General features: G+C 73.3%; 16 protein-coding genes and 1 pseudogene. 7 read left to right on the forward strand and 10 right to left on the reverse strand.

Translation table 11 applies throughout. From position 1 onward, the window contains the following. Position 1: 1 nt before the first annotated feature. From ACN28C_RS01375 to cydC, 3 genes and pseudogenes are all read left to right on the forward strand, one after another. Positions 2–925 carry a M48 family metalloprotease gene (locus ACN28C_RS01375; protein ID WP_422771808.1) on the forward strand — a complete coding sequence of 308 codons (924 nt, stop codon included), beginning with the start codon at positions 2–4 and terminating at the stop codon, positions 923–925. 138 nt (positions 926–1,063) lie between these two features. Then, positions 1,064–2,953, forward strand: coding sequence for a thiol reductant ABC exporter subunit CydD (cydD, locus tag ACN28C_RS01380; RefSeq protein ID WP_422774923.1), 1,890 nt, complete (start codon positions 1,064–1,066; stop codon positions 2,951–2,953). After that, positions 2,872–4,830, forward strand: a pseudogene (gene cydC, locus ACN28C_RS01385) (thiol reductant ABC exporter subunit CydC); the annotation flags it as partial. The gene cydD and the pseudogene cydC, both read left to right, overlap by 82 nt. 94 nt (positions 4,831–4,924) lie before the next feature. On the opposite strand, the gene ACN28C_RS01390 reads toward cydC, so the two are convergent. Beyond that, positions 4,925–5,266: a PadR family transcriptional regulator gene (locus tag ACN28C_RS01390; protein WP_422771809.1), complete on the reverse strand. Its 342-nt coding sequence runs from the start codon at positions 5,264–5,266 to the stop codon at positions 4,925–4,927. Positions 5,267–5,419: 153 nt separating this feature from the next. Between ACN28C_RS01390 and ACN28C_RS01395 the strand changes: the two genes are divergently transcribed. The 3 genes from ACN28C_RS01395 to ACN28C_RS01405 all read left to right on the forward strand — a co-directional run bounded on the left by ACN28C_RS01395 (position 5,420) and on the right by ACN28C_RS01405 (position 10,386). Continuing rightward, positions 5,420–6,415: a DNA primase gene (locus ACN28C_RS01395; RefSeq protein WP_422771810.1), complete on the forward strand. Its 996-nt coding sequence runs from the start codon at positions 5,420–5,422 to the stop codon at positions 6,413–6,415. Between the two features lie 38 nt (positions 6,416–6,453). Next, on the forward strand, positions 6,454–8,778 hold the full coding sequence (locus ACN28C_RS01400) for a transposase (RefSeq protein ID WP_422771811.1): 2,325 nt from the start codon (positions 6,454–6,456) through the stop codon (positions 8,776–8,778). 375 nt (positions 8,779–9,153) lie between these two features. Then, a complete protein-coding gene (locus ACN28C_RS01405; RefSeq protein ID WP_422771812.1) occupies positions 9,154–10,386 on the forward strand; it encodes an ABC transporter substrate-binding protein in 1,233 nt (410 codons plus the stop codon). Positions 10,387–10,713: 327 nt separating this feature from the next. On the opposite strand, the gene ACN28C_RS01410 is transcribed toward ACN28C_RS01405, so the two are convergent. From ACN28C_RS01410 to ACN28C_RS01430, 5 genes are all read right to left on the reverse strand, one after another. Continuing rightward, entirely contained in the window at positions 10,714–11,301 is a 588-nt protein-coding gene (locus tag ACN28C_RS01410) for a GTP-binding protein (protein WP_101369592.1), read from the reverse strand. A gap of 1 nt (position 11,302) precedes the next feature. Next, entirely contained in the window at positions 11,303–11,680 is a 378-nt protein-coding gene (locus ACN28C_RS01415; RefSeq protein WP_101371820.1) for a DUF742 domain-containing protein, read from the reverse strand. Between the two features lie 107 nt (positions 11,681–11,787). After that, the gene (locus ACN28C_RS01420) at positions 11,788–12,192 is read right to left on the reverse strand and encodes a roadblock/LC7 domain-containing protein (protein WP_421496973.1); all 405 of its coding nucleotides are present in this window, start codon (positions 12,190–12,192) and stop codon (positions 11,788–11,790) included. Further along, positions 12,189–15,542 carry a nitrate- and nitrite sensing domain-containing protein gene (locus ACN28C_RS01425; protein WP_422771813.1) on the reverse strand — a complete coding sequence of 1,118 codons (3,354 nt, stop codon included), beginning with the start codon at positions 15,540–15,542 and terminating at the stop codon, positions 12,189–12,191. The genes ACN28C_RS01420 and ACN28C_RS01425 overlap by 4 nt, the downstream gene beginning before the upstream one ends. A gap of 613 nt (positions 15,543–16,155) precedes the next feature. Next, complete coding sequence (locus ACN28C_RS01430) at positions 16,156–17,235, reverse strand: adenosine deaminase (RefSeq protein WP_422771814.1); 1,080 nt, start codon at positions 17,233–17,235, stop codon at positions 16,156–16,158. 69 nt (positions 17,236–17,304) lie between these two features. On the opposite strand from ACN28C_RS01430, the gene ACN28C_RS01435 reads away from it, so the two are divergent. After that, positions 17,305–18,165, forward strand: a complete 861-nt coding sequence (locus ACN28C_RS01435; RefSeq protein WP_422771815.1) for a putative RNA methyltransferase — start codon at positions 17,305–17,307, stop codon at positions 18,163–18,165. A gap of 67 nt (positions 18,166–18,232) precedes the next feature. Here ACN28C_RS01435 and ACN28C_RS01440 read toward each other — a convergent pair whose 3' ends face one another. From ACN28C_RS01440 to ACN28C_RS01455, 4 genes are all read right to left on the reverse strand, one after another. Continuing rightward, on the reverse strand, positions 18,233–18,913 hold the full coding sequence (locus tag ACN28C_RS01440) for a DUF4272 domain-containing protein (protein ID WP_422771816.1): 681 nt from the start codon (positions 18,911–18,913) through the stop codon (positions 18,233–18,235). Positions 18,914–19,085: 172 nt separating this feature from the next. Continuing rightward, positions 19,086–20,366, reverse strand: a complete 1,281-nt coding sequence (locus tag ACN28C_RS01445) for a thymidine phosphorylase (protein ID WP_422771817.1) — start codon at positions 20,364–20,366, stop codon at positions 19,086–19,088. A gap of 95 nt (positions 20,367–20,461) precedes the next feature. Further along, the gene (locus ACN28C_RS01450; protein WP_422774924.1) at positions 20,462–21,166 is read right to left on the reverse strand and encodes a cytidine deaminase; all 705 of its coding nucleotides are present in this window, start codon (positions 21,164–21,166) and stop codon (positions 20,462–20,464) included. Between the two features lie 30 nt (positions 21,167–21,196). Further along, positions 21,197–22,474: an ABC transporter permease gene (locus ACN28C_RS01455; protein ID WP_422771818.1), complete on the reverse strand. Its 1,278-nt coding sequence runs from the start codon at positions 22,472–22,474 to the stop codon at positions 21,197–21,199. Between the last annotated feature and the right edge of the window lie 6 nt (positions 22,475–22,480).

Genomic DNA, 22,480 nt, shown 5'->3' on the forward strand with positions numbered 1-22,480 from the left:
GATGACGTACGCCGCGCACTTCGCACTCGCCGTGCTGGCCTGCTATCTCGCCGCCCGGATGCTGACCCGGTCCGGCCGGCTCGGCGCGGGGTGGGCCTGGCACAGCCCCCGGGTCGCGATCATCTGCTGGCAGGCGGTGGGGTTGGCCCTCGGGCTCTCCGCGATCGGGCTGCCGATCGCCCTCGGGCTCGCCCCGTACGAGCAGAGCACCGGCTCGGCACTCCGCTCGCTCACCAGCGACCTCGTCGGCGGCGGTGATCTTCCGCCCGGCATGGGTGTGACCCACCTCGGGCTGGTCGGGATCGGCGTGGGGGTGGCGGCGGTGCTGCTCGGCTCGACCGCACGCAGCCTGCTCGGTGCGCTGCGGGCCCAGCGCCGGCACCGGGACCTGCTCACGCTGGTGGCCCGGGACGATCCGGCGGCACCCGGCGCGCTGGTACTCGACCATCCCAGCGCGGCCGCGTACTGCCTGCCGGGGGTACGGCCGCGGGTGGTGGTCAGCGCCGGCACCCTCAACCTGCTCGACCGGGCCCAACTCGCCGCGGTACTCAGTCACGAGCGGGCGCACGCCGACGAGCGACACGATCTGGTGCTGCTCCCCTTCACCGCACTCTGCCGGGCCCTGCCCGGCGTCCGCTGGGTGCGCGCCGCACACGAGGCCGTGGCGTTGCTGGTGGAGATGCGGGCCGACGACAAGGCCCGGCGGCTGCATGCCGACGCCCCGCTCGCCGCCGCACTGCTGCGCTTCGCCGGTGCCGGCTCCCGGGTCACCCCGGCCGGCGCCCTCGGCGTGGCGGATGGCGGGCTCGACGTCCGGGTCCAGCGACTGTTGGTGGCCCGCCGGCCAGGCCGGCTGCCCGGCGCGACCGCGCTGGCACTGGCCGTGGCTCTGGTCAGCCTGCCCGTGTCGCTCTTCCTGAACTGACCCACGGATCTCTACTACATAACGTAGTAAGATGGCCCCGACCCGGAAGCTGGCCGAGAAGTTGCGTGGTAGATGGATCCCCGATGGTCACCGGCCGAGCCGGATGAGCCGCCGGGCCGACGCCTCGGCCCGGCACCGCTGAAACGCCGGCCGTTCGATCCCCGTCTGCTGCGCCAGGTGCCCGGTGCGCGGCGACAGCTCGGGCTGCTCGGGGTCCTCGGCGTCGCCGGCGCCGCGCTGGTCATCGCCCAGGCCACCACGCTGGCCACGGTGCTGGCCGAGGCGGCCGGCGGGCGGCTCGACCGGACCGCCCTGGCCGGATTCCTGGCCAGCGTGGCCGGACGGGCGGCCCTGCTCTGGGCGCAGGGGACGGTGGCGGCCCGCGCCGCGGCGACGGTCAAGGCCACGCTCCGCGCCGACCTGCTCGACGCCGTCGGCCGACGCGGACCGGGCTGGCTCTCCGGGCAGCGTACGGGCCAGCTCGCCACCCTGGCCGGGCGCGGGTTGGACGCGCTCGACGCGTACTTCACCGGTTACCTGCCCCAACTCGTGCTGAGCGTCACGGTGCCACTGGCGGTACTGGCCCAGTTGGTCTTCGCCGACTGGAGTTCCGCCCTGGTCATCGCGGTGACACTGCCACTGGTCCCGATCTTCGGGGCACTGGTCGGCTGGCAGGCCCAGACCGCCACCGAGCGCCAGTGGCGCCGGCTCGCCCTGCTCGGCGGCCACTTCCTGGACATGGTGCGCGGGCTACCCACCCTGCACCTGTTCGGCCGGGCCTCCGCCCAGGTGGCGGTGGTCCGGCGGATGGCGGACCGGCACCGGGCGGCGACCATGCGGACGCTGCGGATCGCGTTCCTCTCCGCCCTGGTACTCGAACTGGTCGCCACCGTCTCGGTCGCGCTGGTCGCGGTCCCGATCGGTCTCCGGCTGCTCGGCGGCGGGCTCGCCCTGCAGACGGCGCTGCTGGTGCTGCTGCTCGCCCCGGAGGCGTTCCTGCCGCTGCGCGCCGCCGGCAGCCAGTTCCACGCCAGCCAGGAGGGACTCACCGCGCTGGACGAGGCACTGACCCTGCTCGGCCGCGAACCGACCGAGCGCCCGGAGAGCCGGGTGGCGGCCAGCCAGCCGGAGGGTCGGCCGGCGGCCGGGCGGCCGGGCGGCCGGGCGGCGGCCGGGCAGCCGCAGAGCGGGACTGCGGCCGGGCGGCCCGAGTTGGCATCCGCAGTGGGCCGGGCAGACCAGCCGGCCGGCGGAGGGGCGGACGGCGACGGGCCGGACAGGCGCGGGCCGGACGGCGACTGGACAGGCGGTGAGATCCGGTTCGAGTCCGTGACGGTCGAGTATCCGCGCACCACGGCGCTGCGGGACGTCACCCTCACCGTCCGGCCCGGCGAGCGGATCGCCATCGTCGGGCCGAGCGGCGCGGGCAAGAGCACCCTGCTCAACCTGCTGCTCGGGTTCGCCAGCCCGACGAGCGGGCGGATCACCGTCGGCGGCACCGACCTCGCCGTCCTGGACCTGGACCGGTGGCGCCGGCAGTTGGCCTGGGTGCCGCAGCGGGCGCACCTCTTCGGCACCTCGCTGGCCGACAACGTCCGGCTCGGAATCCCGGACGCACCCGTCGGGGCAGTCCAGCAGGCGGCCCGGGACGCCGCCCTGGACGAGGTCGTCACCGCTCTCCCCGACGGCCTCGACACCCTGCTCGGCGAACGCGGCCACGGGCTGTCCAGCGGCGAACGGCAGCGGGTCGCGCTGGCCCGGGCCTTCCTGCGGAACGCTCCGATCGTGCTGCTCGACGAGCCGACCGCCCGACTGGACGGCGGGTCCGAGGCTGCCGTACTCGCCGCCACCCGGCGACTGGTCGCCGGGCGTACCGCGCTGCTCGTGGCGCACCGCCCGGCGCTGCTGGCCGGGGCGGACCGGGTGCTGCGGGTCGAGGACGGGCGGGTGACCGAGGAGACCGTCGAGCCGGCCACCGGAACCGGGGCGGCGCCCGACGCCAGAACGCCCCGGGAGGTGGTCGCGTGATGTTGCGGCCCGAACGTACGGTCTGGCGGCTGGCCCGGCCGTACCTCGGTCGGCTGGTCGGCGCCGGTCTGCTGGCCGCCGGTACCGAACTCGCGGGGCTCGCCCTGCTGGCGACCGCGACCTGGCTGCTGGTCAGCGCCGCCGGCCGACCGCCACTGGACACCCTCACCGTGGCGATCGTCGCGGTGCGGGCCCTGGCGATCGGCCGGGGAATACTGCGCTACACCGAACGGCTGGCCGGGCATGACGCCACTCTGCGGGTCGTCACCGAGGTGCGGACCAGGGTCTTCGCCGCGCTGGCCGCCCGGGGGCCGGACAGCGCCCGGCAGCACACCGCCCGACAGCACACCGCCCGGCGGCACACCGCCCGACAGGATTCCGCCGGCACCGCTGGGCAGGATCCGCCCGACAGCGCTCCGGAGCGTTCCGGGGATCTGCTCAGCCGGCTCGTCTCCGACGTGGAAGCGGTGCAGGATCTCCTGCTCCGGGTGCTGGTTCCCGGTGCCGCGGCGGCAACCGTCGGGCTGCTCGCCGTGGCCGGCGCGTCCGCCGTCGAGCCGCTCGCCGGGCTGGCTCTGGCCGGCGGGCTGCTGGTCGCCGGAGGGGCACTTCCGGCGCTGGCGGCGCTGCTCACCCGCCGTACCGCCAACCGGGTCGCACCACTGCGCGGCGCGCTCGCCGCCGACGCGGTGGATCTGACCTCGGGCGCCGCCGACCTGGCCGCCTTCGGCGCGACCCGGTCGGCGTTGGACCGGGCCGACGCCCGGGCCCGCGAACTGGCCCGCCTGGAACGTCGGACGGCGGCGGTGGGCTGGGCCGTGGACGGCCTCGCGGTGCTGGTGGCCGGAGCGACCAGCGTCGCGGTGCTGAGCGTGGCGCTCCGGACGGGGGTCGACGGCGTACTCGTCGCGGTGCTCGCCGTCGGCACGCTCGCCGCCGTGGAGGCGGCCCTGGCGCTGGTCGGGGCCGCCCGGCAGTGGATCCGGTCACGTGCGGGGCTGGGCCGGGTGGCCGACCTGCTGGTGACGCCCGGCGGCGGGCCGACCGCCGGGCCGACCGCCGGGCCGACCGCCGGGCCGGGCGGCGACCACGGTGCCGAGGAGGTCGCGGGACGGTTGCACTGCCGGGTCGAGCAGGTGGGTCTCCGCTACCGCCGGCAGGGCGTACCCGCGCTCGACGGCGTCAGCCTGGATCTTCCGGCCGGGACCCGGATCGCCGTCGTCGGTCCCAGCGGCGCGGGCAAGAGCAGCCTGCTCGCCGTGCTGACCGGCATGGTCCGGCCGGGCAGCGGGCGGGTCCTCCTCAACGGCGTCGACCTCGCCGACCTCCCCGTCGAGCGGCTGCCCCGGGTCGTCGGCGGACTGCTCGCCGAGGCACACGTCTTCCACGCGTCGGTCCGGGAGAACCTGCTGCTCGGTCGGACCGGGATCTCCGACGACGAGCTGGCCGGTGCGGCCCGGGCGGCCGGCCTGCTCGACTGGGTACGGCAGCAACCCGCCGGCTGGGAGACGATGGTGGGCGAGGACGGGGGCCAACTCTCCGGCGGGCAACGCCAGCGGCTGCTACTCGCCCGGGCGCTGCTCGCGGCTCCGACCGGAGTACTCGTGCTCGACGAGCCGACCGAGGGTCTCGACCCGGACACCGCCGACCGGGTGCTCGCCTCGGCGACCGCGTACGCCGGTCCGGACCGGACGGTGATCCTGGTCACCCATCGACTCTCGGGTCTGGACCGATATGACGACGTCGTCGTGCTCGTCGCGGGCCGGATCGCGCAACGGGGCAGCCATGCCGGGTTGGTGGAGTGCCCCGGTTGGTACCGCGACCAGTGGCTCCGCCAGACGCAGGCCGAACGCGACCGTCTCGCCGTGGGCTCCTGAGGGCGGTCACGACAGCCCGAGGGTGACCTCGCTGACAGCCCGAGCGGCGATCGGCAACCGCCGAGGGGCGATCCGGCGGCGCCGGTCGGAGCGGTCAGGCGGGTGCGCCCGGCGAGGCCGCCCCGCCGAGGAACCGCCCCACCGTCGAGCTGAACTCCTGCCAACTGCTCCGCTCACCGGCCAGGGCGCGGTGCCCGGCACCGGTCAGCTCGTAGGTCCGCCGCTCGCGGCCGTTGACGGTACTCCAGGCGCTGCTGACGTAGCCGGCCCGCTCCAGCCGGCGCAGCGCCGGGTAGATGGTGCCGGTCGGCAGGCTGAGCACGCCACCGCTGCGGGCCCGGAGCGCCTCGATGATGGCGTACCCGTGCAGCGCGCCCTGCTCCAGCACCGCGAGCAGCAGTGCATCGAGATGGCCGTGCAGAGCCTGGGCGTTCATAAGTAGCAAGCCTACTAATATGCGCAGGGAACTCCAACGGGGTGCCGGCATCCGCGTCCGCCGCCGGCCTACTAGGGTGTGTGCGCAGAGTCACCGATCCGCCGGCTCCCCCCGCCGGTTGGGTGCCCATATCGAGCGCACACGGAGGTCAGCGTGGCCCGCCAGTCGTCCCACCGGCCCGACACCGACGAGCCCGGCAACCAGCCGGCCGGAAGCGACGAAGCTGCCGGCCCCGGGCAGAACGGCTCCGACTCCTCGGCAACCCCCGACGACGCCGCCGGCGTCGACAGCACGACGGCCGGCGCCGCCGACCGGTCGCTGTGGGAAGACGTCCGGATCGACCCGGTCGAGATCGCCCTGCCCAGCGGCGCCGGCTTCACCCTGCGGGCGTACCGCCCGGAGGGGGTGCTGACACCGACCGACATCGAGGACCGGGAGCAGGACGACATCTTCGCCAGCCGGTCGCGGCGGGCCGAGGTCGATGACGAGGAGGACGGCGACGAGACCGTCGTGATCCTCGACGAGGACGTCGCCGACCAGTTCGCCGAGGCCGATCGGGAGGACGCGGAGCGGGCCGGCGGCCGCAGGGAGTCCGACGACGACACGGACACCACCACCACCGACACGGCCGAAGAGGAAGAGGAAGAGGAAGCGGAGGAGGCCGAGGATGTCCCGGCCTTCCTCACGCACCGCGGCAAGTTGCTGCTCTTCAAGACCCCTGAGGCACTTGTCACATTCGTGAGGTCGGGGGCACCGCACGATCTGGCCGAGCTGGACACCTGGGACCAGCTCGTCGAACGGCTCGAGCCGGCCGACATCGCACCGCTTGACGAGGATTCCTACGAGTTGGACCTCGTCGTGGAGAACCTTCGCGGCGGGCACGACGTCTGGGACCCGACCCTGCTCATCGAGGCCGGCGAGGTCGCCCGTGACCTCGCCTACGCGCTCCGGCTCCCCGCCGTACTGGATATGCTTTCTCCCGGCTCCAGCCTGGACGACCTCGACGAGGCGCTACGGGCCACCGCGGCCGGTGGTTTCGGCAGGATCCGGGGTCGGCGGCGACTCAAGAAAATCGGGGCACAAACCGCAAGTCTCGGGTGGCGCACGATTATCGGCAAGATCTCTGCCGCCGTGGACTGGCGCGACTGACCCCTTACCAGGGAGCATCAGTCTTTGGCACACCACCTGTGTCTCGGGAGGAGGACGACGCCGTGGCGCTCGTGCGGGTGTACTGCGGTCTGGCCTCTGCGGATGTGGCGGGTCGACCGGCTCCGGCCGGTACGACGCTGACCTCCGCGGTGGTCGATGACGCAGGCAGGCTGCTCCACGTCTGCGAGATCACCGACGATCCGGCTGGCTACGCCCAGCTCGGTACGGTGCTCGTCGAACGGAGCAGCGGACCGAGCGGCGCGGCGGTCGCGGCGGACAGCGACGACCACCTGGTGACCTCGCTGCTGAGTGCGGCCGGTCGTCCACTGGCCATTGCCGACGACGACTCCGTCGATGATTTCGCCGAGCGCTTCGCCGACGACGAGTCCGTGGAGGAGCGGGAGTCCGCCCCGGCCGAGCGGCGCGCCGTCGGGCTCGCCCGGGCCCTGCAGGCCGGCGCGCTCTCCGCGGCCAGCCTGCCCCCGCCGCGCGAGCTGATCAGCTTCAAACCGGTACTCGCCGCGCACGCCGCGCTCGCCAACGGCCGGCACGCCGCCGCCGTGGCTCTGCGCGAGGTGCTGCGCGAGCTCTACCCGGCCGCGCTGCGGGCCTATCCCGATCCGGCCGAGCCGGTCTCCCTGGCCGTGCTGGACGCCCTTCCCGAGCCGGGCATGTTCGGTGGGACCAGCGCTCGGGGTCGGGACACCTCGGTGGCCACCGATGCCATCGCCGCCCACCTCGCCGCGGACGGCGTCGCCGAGAGTGACGTCATCACCGAGGCGGTCACGGCGCTGCGGGTCGCGATCGCGGAGACACCGCCGCGGGGCATCACCAACAAGGCCTTCACCTCCGCCTCGGCCGAGGCGGTCCGGCAGGCGGTGGCGGCGGTACGCGCCTGCGACGCCGGTTGTGACGCGCTGATAGCCACCCTCTCCGCCCGGGTCACCCCAGCTCCGGGCCGGCGCGCGGCGGGGCGGCGCAGCGCGGGCGAGGCCGCCTCACCGACGCCGAGCGGCACCGGACTTTCCGGTCCGGCCCGCGAACCGGTGCCCAGTTCGGGCCGGCGTGGCCGGCACCAGCCGGCAGCGGCCAGCAACGGCCCCGCCACCCCGCAACCGCTGGGGCCGCCGCCGGTCGCACCGCCGCCGGTCGCACCGCCGCCCATGGCGCCGCCACCGGTCACTCCCGCCTCCGCACCCCCGCTCTCCCCGGCCGCGACGCTCGCCATGCCGGCGGTGCCGGTCTCCGGCGCGCCGCGCGGGTCCCGCTCGGCGATGCCCTCCTCGGCGCCACCGGCGTACCAGAACGATCCGCTGGCGAACCGGCCGGTCTCTGCGCCGCCGCCCCCGCCGCCCGGGATGACTCCGATGCCACCGACGCAGCGGGGGTCGATCCCGCCCGCCGACGCCGGCGAACCATTCCGGGCCACCCTGACCACGGCGGCGATCAACAGTGCCCGTAACGAACGCCGGCCGACCCCGATCACGCCCCGCCCCAAGACCAACGGGGACGGAGCGGCGCGCCCGGGCACGATCTCGGCCGCCGGCCTGACAGTCTCGGTGCCGGCCACCCGGCCCGAGCCACCGCCGCCGCCCGGCTCCCGTGCCAACTGGCCGCTGGTACCGGGCGATGACCACGACGACCGGGCGACCGGTGCGGGACACCCGGCGTACGGGCAGTCCGGTGAGCGGAACGCGCCGGTCAGCACTCCGCCCGGCGACGGCCGGGTGACCCCGCCGTGGCAGGCGGACGACCTGCCGCCGGAGCCTCCCACGCTGCGCCTGGTCGAACCGCCGCCGGCCGAGCGGGGCGGCCGCGGTGACCTGCCCGCCGACAACCCGCCGCTGCGCCTGGTGGAGCGGGAGGAGCCGGCCCGGGGCGGGCCGGGCCTGCCCCGGCGTGGCGTGGAGCCGACCGAGTCCCCCGTCTCCGACGACGACGGCGACCTGCTGATCTTCGCGGCCGCCAAGTCCGCCTGGTTCACCGGCCACGCCGAAGAGACCGAGGTCGAGTGGGCATCGACGGCCGACAGCGGTTGGCAGGCCGCCGAGCAGGCGGCCCGGCCCTCGGTGGGCGCCTCGACCAGCGCCGGCCTGCCCAAGCGGGTGCCACAGGCCAACCTGGTGCCCGGCTCGCCGCTGCGGGACGAGCGGCCACTGCGGATCGTGCGTGACGCGGCGCGGATCGCCGAGCACACCACCGGCTACTTCCGGGGCTGGCGGCGCGGCCAGGAGATCGGCGGCTACGCCGTCGGCGGCCGCCCGGGGCGGGAGGCCGCCGGTGGCTGGGACTTCAGTCGGGATCCGGACGAGCGGGCGGACAACCGCGACTACGAATACCGCTCCGCCGGCTACCGCTCCTGACCCCGCTGGACCCGACCACTCCCGCCCCCGCAGGACCCCACCACTGCTCGTCACCCGGTGGCACCCGCTCCTGGGCACGCTTCTGAATGCCGTCACGAGCCCCGCCGTGAGCCGGCGCGATCGGCCGGTGGGAGAAGCCGGCGGCGGCTGCGCGTACTCGGCTGGACACCCGCCGCCACGACCCGGTCCGCCGGTCGACGCCGGCCGCCGGCCCGTACGGCCCGAGCCGGCCGACTGACTGGCCACTCAGCCTCATACCTCGGTCCACCTGGTGTTTCTCGCCACACCCTGTGGTGTTGACGGCATCTGCCGCTTGCCGCAACATACCCGGGACCGTGGGCGACACCTACGACCAGCGCATGGAGGGTGGCAACGATGGCCAGACCGGCAGTCGAGGCGTGGACCCTGAGCGATGCGTGGACCCTGAGCCGCCGGGGACTCCTGGCGGCAGCGGCCACCAGCCTGCTCGCCGCCTGCGGGCGGGACGACGAGGGCGGCCCCGGACCGCGCGGGCCCGGCTCGACGGAGCTGGTCGTGGGCGCGAGTCTCGAACTGACCGGCGCCGGCCAGGCCCTGGGAGTCCTCCAGGAACGCGCCCTGCGGATCACCGCTGACAAGTTCAACGAGCAGGGCGTACCGGTCGGCAACCTTCGCCGCACCATCCGGCTGGTCGTCCGGGACAACGCCAGCGAACCACGGCTCGCCGCCCAGCACGCGACCGAGTTGGCCACCCGGGAGAACGTGCACGCGCTGATCGGCGGATGCCTTGCCGAGACGTCGCTCGCGATCATCCCCATCGCACAGCAGCAGCAGGTGCCGTTCATCTCCTTCGCCTCCGCCGACAACCTCACCGTGCCGCTGGCGCAGCGAACGTACATCTTCAAGCTCACCCCCGACTCCCGTGACGTCGCCCGCACGCTGGCCCCGCTGATTCGCTCCCAGGGCTTCGAACGGGTCGGCCTGCTGGTCGCAACGGGCGGGCACGGCGATTCGGGCCTACGGGCCGTCACAGCGGCCCTGAAGGCCGTGGACGTCGAACTGGTCAGGTCCGCCCGGCTGCCGCGGGCCGAGAACGCCGACTTCCGCCCGGCGGCCCGCCGGGTGGCCGACGCGGAGCCCGAAGCCGTCATCATCTGGGGCACCGCACCCTTCTCCGGCACCGCGGCCCGGGCGCTGCGGCGGATCGGCTACGAGGGCCGGCTCTTCTTCGACTCCGGCGCGGTCGCCGAGGACACCCTCTCGGAGACGAACGCACCGGCGGTCGAGGGCGCCTACGTGGTGCATCCCAGCTCGCTCGGAAGCTCGTCGCTGACGAACACCACCACGGCAGGACTGGACCGGCGGGATTTCATCTACCGCTACATCCACCTGCACGGCTCGTTCAGCGGATTCGCGCCGTATGCGTCGGACGCGCTCCGGCTCGTCGTCAACGCCGCCCGACTCGGCAAGAGCGTCGACCGGGGTCGGCTCCGCGCCTACCTGGGCAATCAAATTACCGACGGGATCGCCGGGGCGTACTCGTTCGCACCGATCCGGCACGGCGGGATGGAGCCGGACTCGCTCGGGGTCTTCACTGTCATCTCCGGAGCCTGGAGCCGGGTCTCCTGACCGTCCCGCGAGTCACGTTCGCAGCAGTCCGTTAGCGGCGGTCCGGCAGTCCGTTGGCCGACGTCCGTCCATCGAGCGACCCGGCGCAGCCATCAAGCGACCCGGCGCAGCGACCGGGCTGGAGGGCGCGGAACATCGCGGGTCACCGGCCGAGAACGGCGCATCACCACGCGAGGAGCGCAGCATCGCGGAGGGTGCGTCGCACCGCGACGCGGGCGTCGCCGACCTACCGGCGACCGTCGCCCCGGCGAGGGCCGGACGGCCTCGTCGGGCACGACGGCACCGACCCCACGGCCGGGCCTCCCGACGAGCGGCGTACCGCGCCGATCAGGCCGGGGCGACGGCGCGCGAACGCCGCATGGTGAGCACGTACTCGACCAGCGAGATCAGCACGTGCTTGGTCGACTCCCGGTTCCGGGCGTCACAGGCGACGACCGGCACCTCGTTCGAGATCGCCAGCGCGTCCCGCACATCCTGCGGGTCGTGGTACTGCATCCCGTCGAAGCAGTTGATCGCCACGAGGTACGGCAGCCGCCGGTGCTCGAAGAAGTCGATGGCCGCGAAGCAGTCGGCCAACCGACGGGTGTCCACCAGGACCACCGCCCCGATCGCCCCTCGCACCAGCTCGTCCCACATGAACCAGAACCGCGTCTGGCCCGGGGTGCCGAACAGGTAAAGGATGAGATCCCGGTCGATCGAGATCCGACCGAAGTCCATGGCGACCGTGGTGGTCGTCTTGCCCGGCACCTGGCGGGTGTCATCGACACCCACGCCCGCCGATGTCATGATCGCCTCGGTGGTCAACGGCGTGATCTCCGAGACCGATCCGACCAGCGTCGTCTTGCCGACGCCAAAGCCACCGGCGATGACGATCTTCGCCGATGTCACGCGCCCGGCTGTCGGGCGGTGCGACATGTCAGAGCCTGCGAAGTCCACTCAGCACCCTCTCCAGCAGTTCAGTGCCCACCGCGTCGTTCGAGTCGTCCAGGATTGTCGGTTCGTGCACCGCCACCAGGCCATCAGCGGCCATGTCGGCGATCAGGACCCGAGCCACTCCGAGCGGTAACTGCATCCGCGCCGCGATCTCCGCGAGCGACTGCAGCCGACCATCACACAGCGCGGCGATGTATTGATGCTCCCGGCCCTGGCCGCCATTGCCGTTTCCGGCGGACCGACCGCGCACCGTCGTCTCGACGAGCGCCTCCAGGGCGATGTCGAGCCTCGGCCGGGTACGACCACGGGTGACGGCGTAAGGCCGCACCAGAGCACCCGTCGGCTCGTCGCGTTCGGCCATCATCGCCGTTCACCTCCTTTCGCCGTACCCGAGGCTCAGAGCCTGGAGTTCGTCATTGTTCCATTGTCGTCGCACCGGCCGGCGAGCCACACCGGCCGGGGTACCACCTAGCTCAGCATCCCCGCCGCGGCCCGGGGCTGCGGCGTCAGCGCGTCGCCCACCCGGTCCACCAGCAGTGCCATCTCGTATCCGACCTGCCCGACGTCGGAACTGCGGGCGGCGAGGACCGCAAAGGACGAGCCGTCCGAGATGGACATCAGGAACAGGAAACCATTGTCCATCTCGACCACCGTCTGCAACACCGCCCCACCCTCGAAGCAGCGTGCCGCCCCCTGGGTGAGACTGACCAGGCCGGATGCGATCGCGGCGAGTTGGTCCGCCCGGTCGCGCGGGAGGTCCCGTGACGACGCCAGGAGCAGGCCGTCCGCCGAGACGGCGATCGCGTGGGCGACGCCGGGAACACGATCGGCGAAGTTGGCCAACAGCCAACCGAGATCCTGGGTAGATGTCATCCTTCATGCTCCTTCTGGCCGCCTGCGGTCGCGGGGCCCACCTCGGCCTGCGGGGATTGCTGCCCTGCCGGAGTCGCCTCCGGGCTGGTCGACTGGTCGTCCGTCGGGTTCGTGCGGCCACGCTGAACCCCACGGTGGTACGCGGACAGCAGCCCGCGCACCCCCTCAGGCGTGCGACGCTGCACCGAAGTGGTCGGCTTCTCCACGGCTCCGGGCACCAACTGGGCCATCGGCACCCGCTTGGGCAGCCCGGTCTGGGTGGTCTGCCCCTCCGGAGCGCCGGCGGCCGTCGTGGCCGCCATGGCTGCCCGCCAACCGTCGTCGGCGGCCGTACGCCAGCCGCCCGCCGACGCATCCGGTCGGCCGGTGCCGTTGGTGACCGGCCCGTTGCCCGGCTGCTGGCCACCGGGCTGCGGGCGCATCGTCGCCGCGTTGCCTGTCGATGTCGATACGGATGTGGCCTGGCCCATGCCGGGGACTGCGGTGTCCACCGCGACGGCCTGGCCAGCCGGCTGGGTGACCGAGCCGGCTCTCTGGGGTTGACCGCCGGTCTCCTCGGGCTTCCGGCGGGTCCGGAACCAGGCCGACTCCAGCTCCCGGAAAATCGGCAGTTCCATGGTCTCGTCGGCGAACTTCGGCCGGCTCTCCGCCGCGTTCGCCGCCTCGGCGGCGGAGGTCCGAGCCATCCGGGGCAGTTCGGCGGTCATGTCCAGCGCCGCGGCCAGGCGTTCCGGAACGGGTGGCGCGCTGGCCTCCCGGTCCGGTGTGTTCACCGGTGGCCAGGCCGGCGGTGCGTTGCCCGCCGGGACGGGCGGCTGCGCGACCGGCGGCGGCGCCTGCGGCGAGGTCAGGCCGAACGGTGGTGCGGAGACCGGTGGTGCGGAGACCGGTGGTGCGGAGACCGGCGGCAGTGCGTTCAGCCCGTTCGACTGCGGCTCCGGCGTGACCGGACGCTGCCGTGGGATGAACCCCGACATCGTGGTCTCGTTCGGCGAAAGACCCGACGGATCCGACTCGGCCGCCCGCCGCTGGGGCAGCGGCTCGGTGCCGTGCCCGTTGGGGGTCCGTGGCGTGAACGCGTCGTTGCCGTTGCGTGCCGCCCGGGCACCGGTCAGGTCGCCCCAGGCCGGCATGTCCCGGGGCCGGCCCGCCGGCGGACCGTCGGCATGCCCGCCACCGTTCATCGCCGGCTCGTACGGCCGGTCGTACGGCCGACCGTGCGGCGCGGTGTCGCGGTCGCCGAACCGTGGGGCCGGCGGCATCGCCGGACCGCTCTCCAGAGCGAGCGGGGCGCCGAACGTCGGCCGGGCGGACGGCTCCGGTGCGACGGGTCGGCCACCCGGCTGCTGCGGCCGACCGGAGAGCGCCCGGGGAATCAGCATCGAGGCGGGCAACGTGACATCGGCGACCGTGCCGCGGTCGTGACCGGGACGCAGTTCGACGATCACCCCGTGCCGGGACGCGAGCCGGGCGACCACGACCAGGCCCATCATCCGGGAGACGGTCACGTCGACCGCGGGCGGTGTGGCGAGCCGTTCGTTGAGGTCCTGCAACTGCTCGGCGGTGATGCCGATGCCCCGGTCCTCGACGAAGAGGGTCGCCCGGTCACCCACCCGACGGGCCTCCACCATCACCTGCGAGTCCGGCGGTGAGAAGGCCGTGGCGTTGTCGAAGAGCTCGGCGACCAGGTGCACCAGGTCGTTGACGGCGCTGGCCTGGACCTCGATGTCCCGGTCGACCGTGCCGAACTCGATCCGGGTGTAGTGCTCGACCTCGGACTGCGCTGCCCGCAGCACGTCGATCAGCGCCGCCGGCTCGCGCTGCACCCGGGTCGAGTCGGCACCGGCGAGCACCAGCAGGTTCTCGTCGTTGCGCCGCATCCGGGTGGCCAGGTGGTCGAGCTGGAAGAGCTCCGCCAGCCGGTCCGGGTCCTCCTCGCCCCGCTCCAGCCGGTCCAGGTGACCGATGAGCCGGTCGACCAGGATCTGCGAGCGGCGGGCCAGGTTGACGAACATCGTCGCGACCGAGGCCCGCAGCGCGGCCTGCTCGGCCGCGGTCCGGACGGCCTCCAGGTGGACCGCGTTGAACGCCTCGGTGACCTGGCCGAACTCGTCCTTGCTCCGCACGGGTAGCGGCTCGGCGATCTGGTTGGCGGCCTGCACGGGTGACATCTGTCCCATCACCTGCGGGTCGCGCAGCCGGGACACCGCGTGCGGCAGGCCGTACTGGGCGATGGAGAGCGCGCCGTGTCGCAGCTCGCGCAGCGAGCGGGCCATCGAGCGGGCCACCAGATATGCGAAGAGCACCGCCAGCAGCAGCATGCTGAGCAGCAGGCCGGTCTCCAGGAAGACCTGGCGCTGCACGTCGTCGCGGAGCGCGCTGGCCTCCGCCAGCACGTCGGAGTCGAGCCTGCCCTCCACCGCGCGGATCAGCTCGGCGTTGCCGAGCATCGCGGAGTCCCAGTCCTCGGCGTCGAACGGGGCGTCGGACATACTCTCGTCCGTCCGACCCCGGATCCAGCCGCCGTAACTGTCGACCTCGCGCACGTCGGCGCCGGTGACCGTCTCGTCGTAGAAGGCGGACTCGGGACCGGTGGCGATCGCCTTGAAGGTCTGCAACGCCTGCTGCTGACCGGTCTCGGTGGCGATGTAGTCGGTCTGCAGCGCCGCGGTGAGCCGGTTGTCGATCAGCGCACGGTGCACCACGACCCGGCGCATCGACAGGAACTCCTTGCCGCGCGCGTTGGCGGCGGCGGCCCGCATCCGGTCGCTCAGCGAGGAGTCGCCGGCGAGTTGCGAGGCGAGGTCCCGGATGTTCAACAGGTCGTTGATCAGACCCTCGTACGACTGTGCCGCGTCGGTCAGCTTCAACTTGGAGTTGATGACCTGGCTGCGGATCCCCGGCAGGTCGGCCAGGCCCTGGTCGATCTGGCCGAGCAGGGCGTCGAAGTTGGCCGGCAGCTCGTCGAGCTGCGCCCGGCGCTCGGAGTATGGCGCCTTGGCCCTGTCGACCTCGGGGTGCACCTTGCTGTAGGTCTCGCGGTTGGTCTTCCGGTCCGCGTCGTTGCGCGAGCCGAGCAGCAGCACCGCGCCCGCCCGCTCGTCCTGGAGCTCGTGCACCAGCCCTCCGGAGGCCTGGGCGAGCGTCGCCAGGGTGTGCGCCCGGTTCGCGTCGTCCAACGTCTCCATGTGGTCGACGATGCTGGTCGTACCGACCACGACGACCGCGATGGTCGGCGCGATCATGATCAGACCCAGCTTCGACCAGATCGGCATGTCGCGCAGCCGGCCGGCGACCGGCCAGCGGAGACGCGACAGGATCGGGCTTGCTGTCTTCGGCCGCTTGCTCACGTCACCGCCTTCCCATCCAGTACCCGGCCAATGGCCCAGGGCACCGCTGATCGACCGACCCGGGCGGGTCGGACCTCCGAGATTCCATCACGCCGCAACTCAAGAAGAAAGCCCAGGTTGTCACCGATTGAAAGCGCATCGGGATGTCCCGGCGATTCGACAGCAGTCTGTCTTTCTGGCGTTACCCAGGGTAGTCACGCATCCTGTCCATGCTCTACTGCCATCGACCCTCCGAAACCGGAAGGTCACCACTCGGCCCGAATCGGCCCGAACCCGGAACCCGCACCGCAACATATCGAACGTTGCCGGCACGGGAAACCCTACGCCCCCGCGTCGGGCGGCTGTACGCGGCTCCGGTCCCCACCGCGAGCCTGGCACTTCCGAGGCGGAGAAACCATTGCCCGACCGGTCCGCTCCGGCAAGGTCGAAGTGCCGGATTACGCGGTCCGTGCGGACAGCGGATGGCCGGCCGGACAGTCGGACTGACCAGCCCGGCAGTTTTAGCGACCGAAAGAGACACCGGCCGAGGAAATCGTCGGAATCGCCCCTGCTCAGCGCCATGCCGGCGTAGCGAGACCGGACGGACCGCACCAGCACCGAACCCGCGTACGCCTCAGGGCAGCACCGCGGCATACGCCGGTTTGATCACCTCGTTGATGATGGCGAGCCGCTCGTCGAACGGGATGAAGGCGCTCTTCATCGCGTTGATGGTGAACCACTGCAACTCCGCGTAGCCGTAGTCGAACGCATCGACCAGCAGCGCCATCTCCCGGGACATGGAGGTGCCGCTCATCAGCCGGTTGTCGGTGTTGACCGTGACCCGGAACCGCAGGTCCCGCAGCAGCCCGATCGGGTGCTCCGCGATCGACGGCGCGGCACCGGTCTGCACGTTGGAGGACGGGCAGAGTTCGAGCGGGATCCGCTTGTCCCGCACGTACGCGGCCAGCCGCCCCAGCACCGGCCGGTCGTCGCCGGGGGTGATGTCGTCGACGATCCGTACGCCGTGCCCGAGCCGGTCCGCCCCGCACCACTGGATCGCCTGCCAGATCGACGGCAGCCCGAACGCCTCGCCGGCGTGGATGGTGAAGTGGAAGTTCTCCCGTTGCAGGTATTCGAAGGCGTCCAGGTGCCGGGTCGGCGGGAAACCCGCCTCGGCACCGGCGATGTCGAACCCGACCACGCCGGTGTCCCGGTGCCGGACGGCCAGCTCGGCGATCTCCTGCGACCGGGCGGCGTGCCGCATCGCGGTCAGCAGCGTGCCGATCCGGATCGGCCGTCCGGCCGCCGCCGCCCCGGCGGCACCGTCGGCGAAGCCGGCCAGCACCGCCTCCACCACGCCGTCGAGATCGAGACCGCGTTCCAGGTGCTGCTCCGGCGCGAACCGGACCTCCGCGTAGACCACACCGTCGGCGGCGAGGTCCAGCGCGCACTCGGCCGCCACCCGGCGCAGCCCCTCCGCCGTCTGCATCACCGCCACGGTGTGCGCGAAGGTCTCCAGATAGCGCTCCAGCGAGCCGGAGTCGGCCGCCTCGACGAACCACCGGCCGAGTTCCGCCGGATCCGTGGTCGGCAGCGGGTGCCCCACCGCCTCGGCGAGTTCGACGATCGTCGCCGGGCGCAGCCCGCCGTCGAGGTGGTCGTGCAGCAACGCCTTGGGAACCCGGACGATCTCGTCGTAGCCGATTGCCGCCATGCACCGACCCTAGTGGCCCGGCCACCCCGCCCCGGACGGGCCCACCAGGCATCGAAGTATCGTGACCGGGTGCCTCCCGAGGTCCTGCGGCGGCTCCGCTGCCCGGTCTGCGGCCGGCCGCTGGCTGCCGTACCACCCGCCGCCGTGGTCGCGCTCCGCTGCCCGGCGGGGCACAGCTTCGACCTGGCCCGGCAGGGGTACGTCAACCTGACCGCCGGTCGGACCACGCACTCCGGGGACAGTCCGGCGATGGTGGCCGCCCGGGAGGAGTTCCTCCGCGCCGGCCACTACGACCTGATCTCGACCGCCCTCGCCGATCTCGCCAGCACCGTCGCCGGGGAGGCGCCGGAGGCGTACCCGGAACTGGTGGTGGACGCCGGGGCCGGCACCGGCCGGCACCTCGCCGCGGTGCTCGACGCCCTGCCCGCCGCCGCCGGGCTGGCCCTGGACGTCTCCAAGCCGGCGCTGCGCCGGGCCGCCCGGGCCCATCCCCGGGCCGGCGCCGCGCTCTGCGACACCTGGCGCGGCCTGCCGCTCGCCGACGGCGCCGCCGGGCTGCTGCTGAACGTCTTCGCGCCCCGCAACGGCCCGGAGTTCCACCGGGTGCTCCGCCGCGACGGCGCCCTGCTGGTGGTCACGCCCGCCGCCGACCACCTCGGTGAACTGGTCGACCTGCTCGGCCTGCTCCGGGTCGACCCGGCCAAGGAGGCGCGGCTCGCCGGCAGCCTGGCCGGGCACTTCAGCCAGGGTGCGACCGCGACACACCGGAGCACGCTCCGGCTCGACCACGCCGAGCTCCGCACCCTGGTCGGGATGGGCCCGAGCGCCTGGCACACCGACCCCGCCGACCTCGACCGGCGGATCGCCCGCCTCTCCCAGCCGACCACCGTCACCGTCGCCGTCCAGGCCACCGCCCACCACCCCACCTGACCGCCCACCTGACCGGCCCGCACCCCGCCCGCACGGATACATCCCGCGGGTGGATCCGCCGCCCGGCTCAGGTCGAGAGGTCGACCTCCTCCCAGCCGGCCGGCGGGTCGTGGAACGGCCCCCGGAACACCACCGACCACTCCAGCGCCCACCGCCGCTGCCCGATCGCGTTGCTGTCGATCATCCCGGGCAGGTGCAGCCCCTCCTGCTCGGCCTCCAGGTAACCCCAGTCCAGGCAGTAGTAGAAGTCGAGCACCGCAGCCACCTCCGCCGCGTCCCGGGGCGCCGCCAGGGTGCGGGACCGCCACTGCGTGAAGGTCTCCCCCGCCATCAGGTCCGGCAGCCGCTCCATCAACCGCTCGTCGCTGGGCTCGGTCGGGTCGAGATGCCGACTCAGCCCGAGTACCCAGGCCAGGGCGAAGACGGCGTCGTGGTGCAGTACGAAGGACCGGTGGTCGCCCCGGCTGCCGATCACGAACTGCCACTCCGGCGGTGTCACCCGCTCCACCAGGTGCGAGCTGAGCAGCCAGCTCATCCCCTCCTGCGGCGGCATGCCGAAGCACCGCGCCAGCACCAGGTGCAGTACTGCCGTGCGGGCCTCGATGTCAGCGGTGGGACGCAGCTCGACCGTGTCGCCCGGCTCCCAGACCAACGGAAACTGCTCCGGCGGCAGGGGCAGCCCCAACCGTTCCAGCTCGGCCACGTTCGCGGCACGGACCGCCTGCGGGTCGGGAACGAGAACGCTCACAGTGTCGTTTCCTGTCGCGTCGGCGCCGGTCGGGCGTGCCTCCGGCACCGGTTACGCCCGGGTCGACGCCGAACCGGACTCCGTGGTCCCCCGGCGAGCGAGGGTCCCCCGGCGAGCGAGGATAGCGGCTCGGGGACGCTCACACCATGCCCGCCGCGCCCACCGCCGCCGCTCAGCCGATCCGGTCGATGACCAGCGGCGTCGCGGCCGGCGGCCGGTCCGAGATCGACACCGCCGCCACGGCGTCCGCCCGGGCCGCCGGGATCCGTGCCGGGTCGTCGGCCCGGAGTTCGCAGAGCGGGTCACCGGCGCGGACCGGATCTCCCGGCTTCCGGTGCAGCAGCACCCCGGCGCCGGCGCTGACCGGGTCCTCCTTGCGGGCCCGTCCCGCGCCGAGCCGCCACGCCGCGACCCCGATCCCGTACGCGTCGACGCCGCCGACGTACCCGTCCCGCTCCGCCCGGACGACCTCCACCTCCGGGGCGGCCGGCAGCGGCGCCTCCGGGTCCCCGCCCTGGGCCCGGATCATCGCCCGCCAGACGTCCATGGCCCGGCCGTCCCGCAGTGCCGCCTCCGGGTCGGCGTCCGGCAGCCCCGCCGCCGCCAGCATCTCCCGGGCCAGCGCGACGGTCAGCTCCACCACGTCAGCCGGCCCGCCACCGGCCAGCACCTCCCGCGACTCGGCCACCTCGACCGCGTTTCCGACCGCCAGCCCCAGTGGCGTCGACATCTCCGTCAGCAGCGCGACCGTCCGCACCCCGTGCGCGCCGCCCAACTCGACCATGGTGCGGGCCAGCTCCCGGGCGTCCGCCTCCGACTTCATGAACGCGCCGGAGCCGACCTTCACGTCCAGCACCAGAGCCCCGGTGCCCTCGGCGATCTTCTTACTCATGATCGAACTCGCGATCAGCGGGATGGCCTCCACGGTGCCGGTCACGTCGCGCAGGGCGTACAGCTTCCGGTCGGCCGGCGCCAGCCGCTCACCCGCCGCGCAGATCACCGCGCCCACCTCGCCCAACTGCGCGATGAACTCGTCGTTGCCCAGGGTCGCCCGCCAGCCCGGGATCGACTCCAGCTTGTCCAGCGTCCCTCCGGTGTGCCCCAGCCCTCGCCCGGAGAGCTGCGGTACGGCGGCACCGCACGCCGCCACCAGCGGGGTCAACGGCAGCGTGATCTTGTCGCCGACGCCACCCGTGGAGTGCTTGTCCACGGTAGGCCGGCGTACCCCCGAGAGGTCCAGCCGCTCGCCGCTGGCGATCATCGCGGCCGTCCAGCGGGCGATCTCGCCGGCCGTCATGCCGCGCAGCAGGATCGCCATGGCCAGCGCCGACATCTGCTCGTCGGCGACCCGCCCCCGGGTGTACGCGTCGACCACCCAGTCGATCTGCTCGGCCGAGAGCGCCCCACCGTCCCGCTTAACCCGGATCACGTCAACCGCAGCGAACCCGCCCACAACTCTTCCTCACGTCTCCTGTCGCATCCCGGCTCCTGTCGCATCCCGGCTCCTGTCGCATCCCGGCCTCCCGGGCGGCGGCACAACCTGCCGGATCAGGAACCCCAGCGTCGGGGGATCTCGACCGGCGGCTCCCCCTCGCCCGCCCAGAACATCGCGCCGTCCGCGTCGACCACCACCACCCGGGGGGTACGGGCCAGCCCCCAGGTCACCGCCTCGTCCGGATCGTCCCAGCTCGGCGCCTCCTCCAGCACGCCGGTCTGCGCCCCGGCGGAGTCTCCGGCGGCCCGCTCCCAGTAACCCGTCCAGACCCGCCGCCCGCCCGACAGGTCGGGGTGCACGAAGACGGTCCCCCGCCCCCGCCACGCGGCCAGTTCCTCCGGCACCGGCGGCACCTTCACCGACGCCGCGATCGCCTCCAGGTCCTGCACGCCGAACGCGTGCGGCAGCAGCTCCGCCATCCGCAGCGGCACCGGATCCGCCTCGACCAGGCACTCCGGGCCACCGTTCTCCCAGAGCAGCTGCCGGCACCGCCCGCACGGCATCAGCGGCTCACCTGTCGCACCCACGCAGGAGAGCGCCACCAACCGACCGCCCCCCGAGGCGTGCAGCGCCGACACCACCCCGCACTCGGCGCAGAGCGCCACCCCGTAGCCGGCGTTCTCGACGTTGCAGCCGACCACGATCCGGCCGTCGTCGACAAGCGCCGCCGCGCCGACCGGAAAGTTCGAGTAGGGCGCGTACGCGTGCCGCATCACATCTGTCGCGGCAGCCCGCAGCTTTGCCCAGTCAATCTCCATCGCCACCCTCCCATCCTGCCGCGCCGCTGGTCAGCCCTTGATGTAGGGCTTACCGTCGGCGGCCGGCGCGCGTACCTTGCCGACCAGGCCGGCGACGGCCAGCAGGGTGGCGAGGTAGGGCAGCATCGCCAGGAACTCGCTCGGGATGCTGCTGTCGATCGCGCCCAGATAGGTGCCGAGTTGGTCGGCGAAACCGAAGAAGAGCGCCGCCAACAGGGCGCCCGTCGGGCTCCACCGTCCGAAGATCAGCGCCGCCAGTGCGATGAAGCCCTTGCCGCCGATCATGTTCTTGCTGAAGGTGTAGAGCGCCAGCGTGTACGACGCGCCGCCCACCCCGGCGACCATGCCGGCCAGCAGCACGTTCCGGTAGCGCAACCCCAGCACCTTCACCCCGAGGGTGTCGGCGGCGGTGGGATGCTCGCCGACCGAGCGGGTCCGCAGCCCCCACCGGGTGCGGAAGAGCGCCACGTGGACCACCACCACCAGGATCAGCGCCAGGTAGAGGAAGATGTTGCCCCGGAACAGCGCCGGCCCGATCACCGGGATCTCCGACAGCACCGGGATCGGCCACGCCTCGAACCTCGGCGGCTGGTTGTACTTCGCCGCCTCCGGCTGCATCAGCCGCTCGTAGAGGAAGCCGGTCAGCCCGACCGCGAGGAGATTCAGCACGATGCCCATCACCACCTGGTCGACCAGGTAGCGGATGGTGAAGATCGCCAGCAGCAGCGAGACCAACGCCCCGCCCAGCGCCGCCGCGACCAGCCCGACCCAGGCGCTCGCCGCGATGGTGCCGACCAGGGCACCGGCGAAGGCACCCATCAGCAGCTGCCCCTCGATCGCCACGTTCACCACGCCGGAGCGCTCGCAGAGCACCCCGGCCAGCGCACCGAAAATCAGCGGCAGGGCCAGGATGAAGGTGCCCCGGACGATGTTGACCAGCGGCATGAAGTTCTGCCCGGCCGGCGCCGCCGACACCTGCCAGCAGAGGAAGGAGAGCACCACCCCGACCACCGCCACGCCGAGCAGCGGGGTGAACCAGCGCCTCGCCGGCCCGGCCAGCAGCGCGGCGCCGGCCGCCGCCGCGACCAGCCCGAAGACGATCGCCCCGAGGGTGCCGTCGACGGCCAGCGCCGCCCCGCCCGCGTCCTCGCTCAGGGTGAACCGCGCGTCCGCCCCGGTGGCCAGCGCACCGAAGAGGGCCGCCGCGAGCAGCCCGAGCGGCAGGGCACCGGCGCCGACCCGGCGTTCCCGGGTCCAGAAGCCCGGACGCACCGCGACGGCGACGTCCTCGACAGCCATTGTCGACATGTACGC

Origin of the sequence: Plantactinospora sp. WMMC1484 (assembly GCF_049315195.1) — a bacterium.
Taxonomy (GTDB): domain Bacteria; phylum Actinomycetota; class Actinomycetes; order Mycobacteriales; family Micromonosporaceae; genus Plantactinospora.

Coding starts and splice junctions, on each gene's coding strand:
- ACN28C_RS01375 (WP_422771808.1), top strand. CDS start 2: ATGACGTACGCCGCGCACTTCGCACTCGCCGTGCTGGCCTGCTATCTC.
- ACN28C_RS01390 (WP_422771809.1), bottom strand. CDS start 5,266: ATGAACGCCCAGGCTCTGCACGGCCATCTCGATGCACTGCTGCTCGCG.
- ACN28C_RS01405 (WP_422771812.1), top strand. CDS start 9,154: ATGGCCAGACCGGCAGTCGAGGCGTGGACCCTGAGCGATGCGTGGACC.
- ACN28C_RS01410 (WP_101369592.1), bottom strand. CDS start 11,301: ATGTCGCACCGCCCGACAGCCGGGCGCGTGACATCGGCGAAGATCGTC.
- ACN28C_RS01415 (WP_101371820.1), bottom strand. CDS start 11,680: ATGGCCGAACGCGACGAGCCGACGGGTGCTCTGGTGCGGCCTTACGCC.
- ACN28C_RS01420 (WP_421496973.1), bottom strand. CDS start 12,192: ATGACATCTACCCAGGATCTCGGTTGGCTGTTGGCCAACTTCGCCGAT.
- ACN28C_RS01430 (WP_422771814.1), bottom strand. CDS start 17,235: ATGGCGGCAATCGGCTACGACGAGATCGTCCGGGTTCCCAAGGCGTTG.
- ACN28C_RS01450 (WP_422774924.1), bottom strand. CDS start 21,166: ATGGAGATTGACTGGGCAAAGCTGCGGGCTGCCGCGACAGATGTGATG.
- ACN28C_RS01455 (WP_422771818.1), bottom strand. CDS start 22,474: ATGTCGACAATGGCTGTCGAGGACGTCGCCGTCGCGGTGCGTCCGGGC.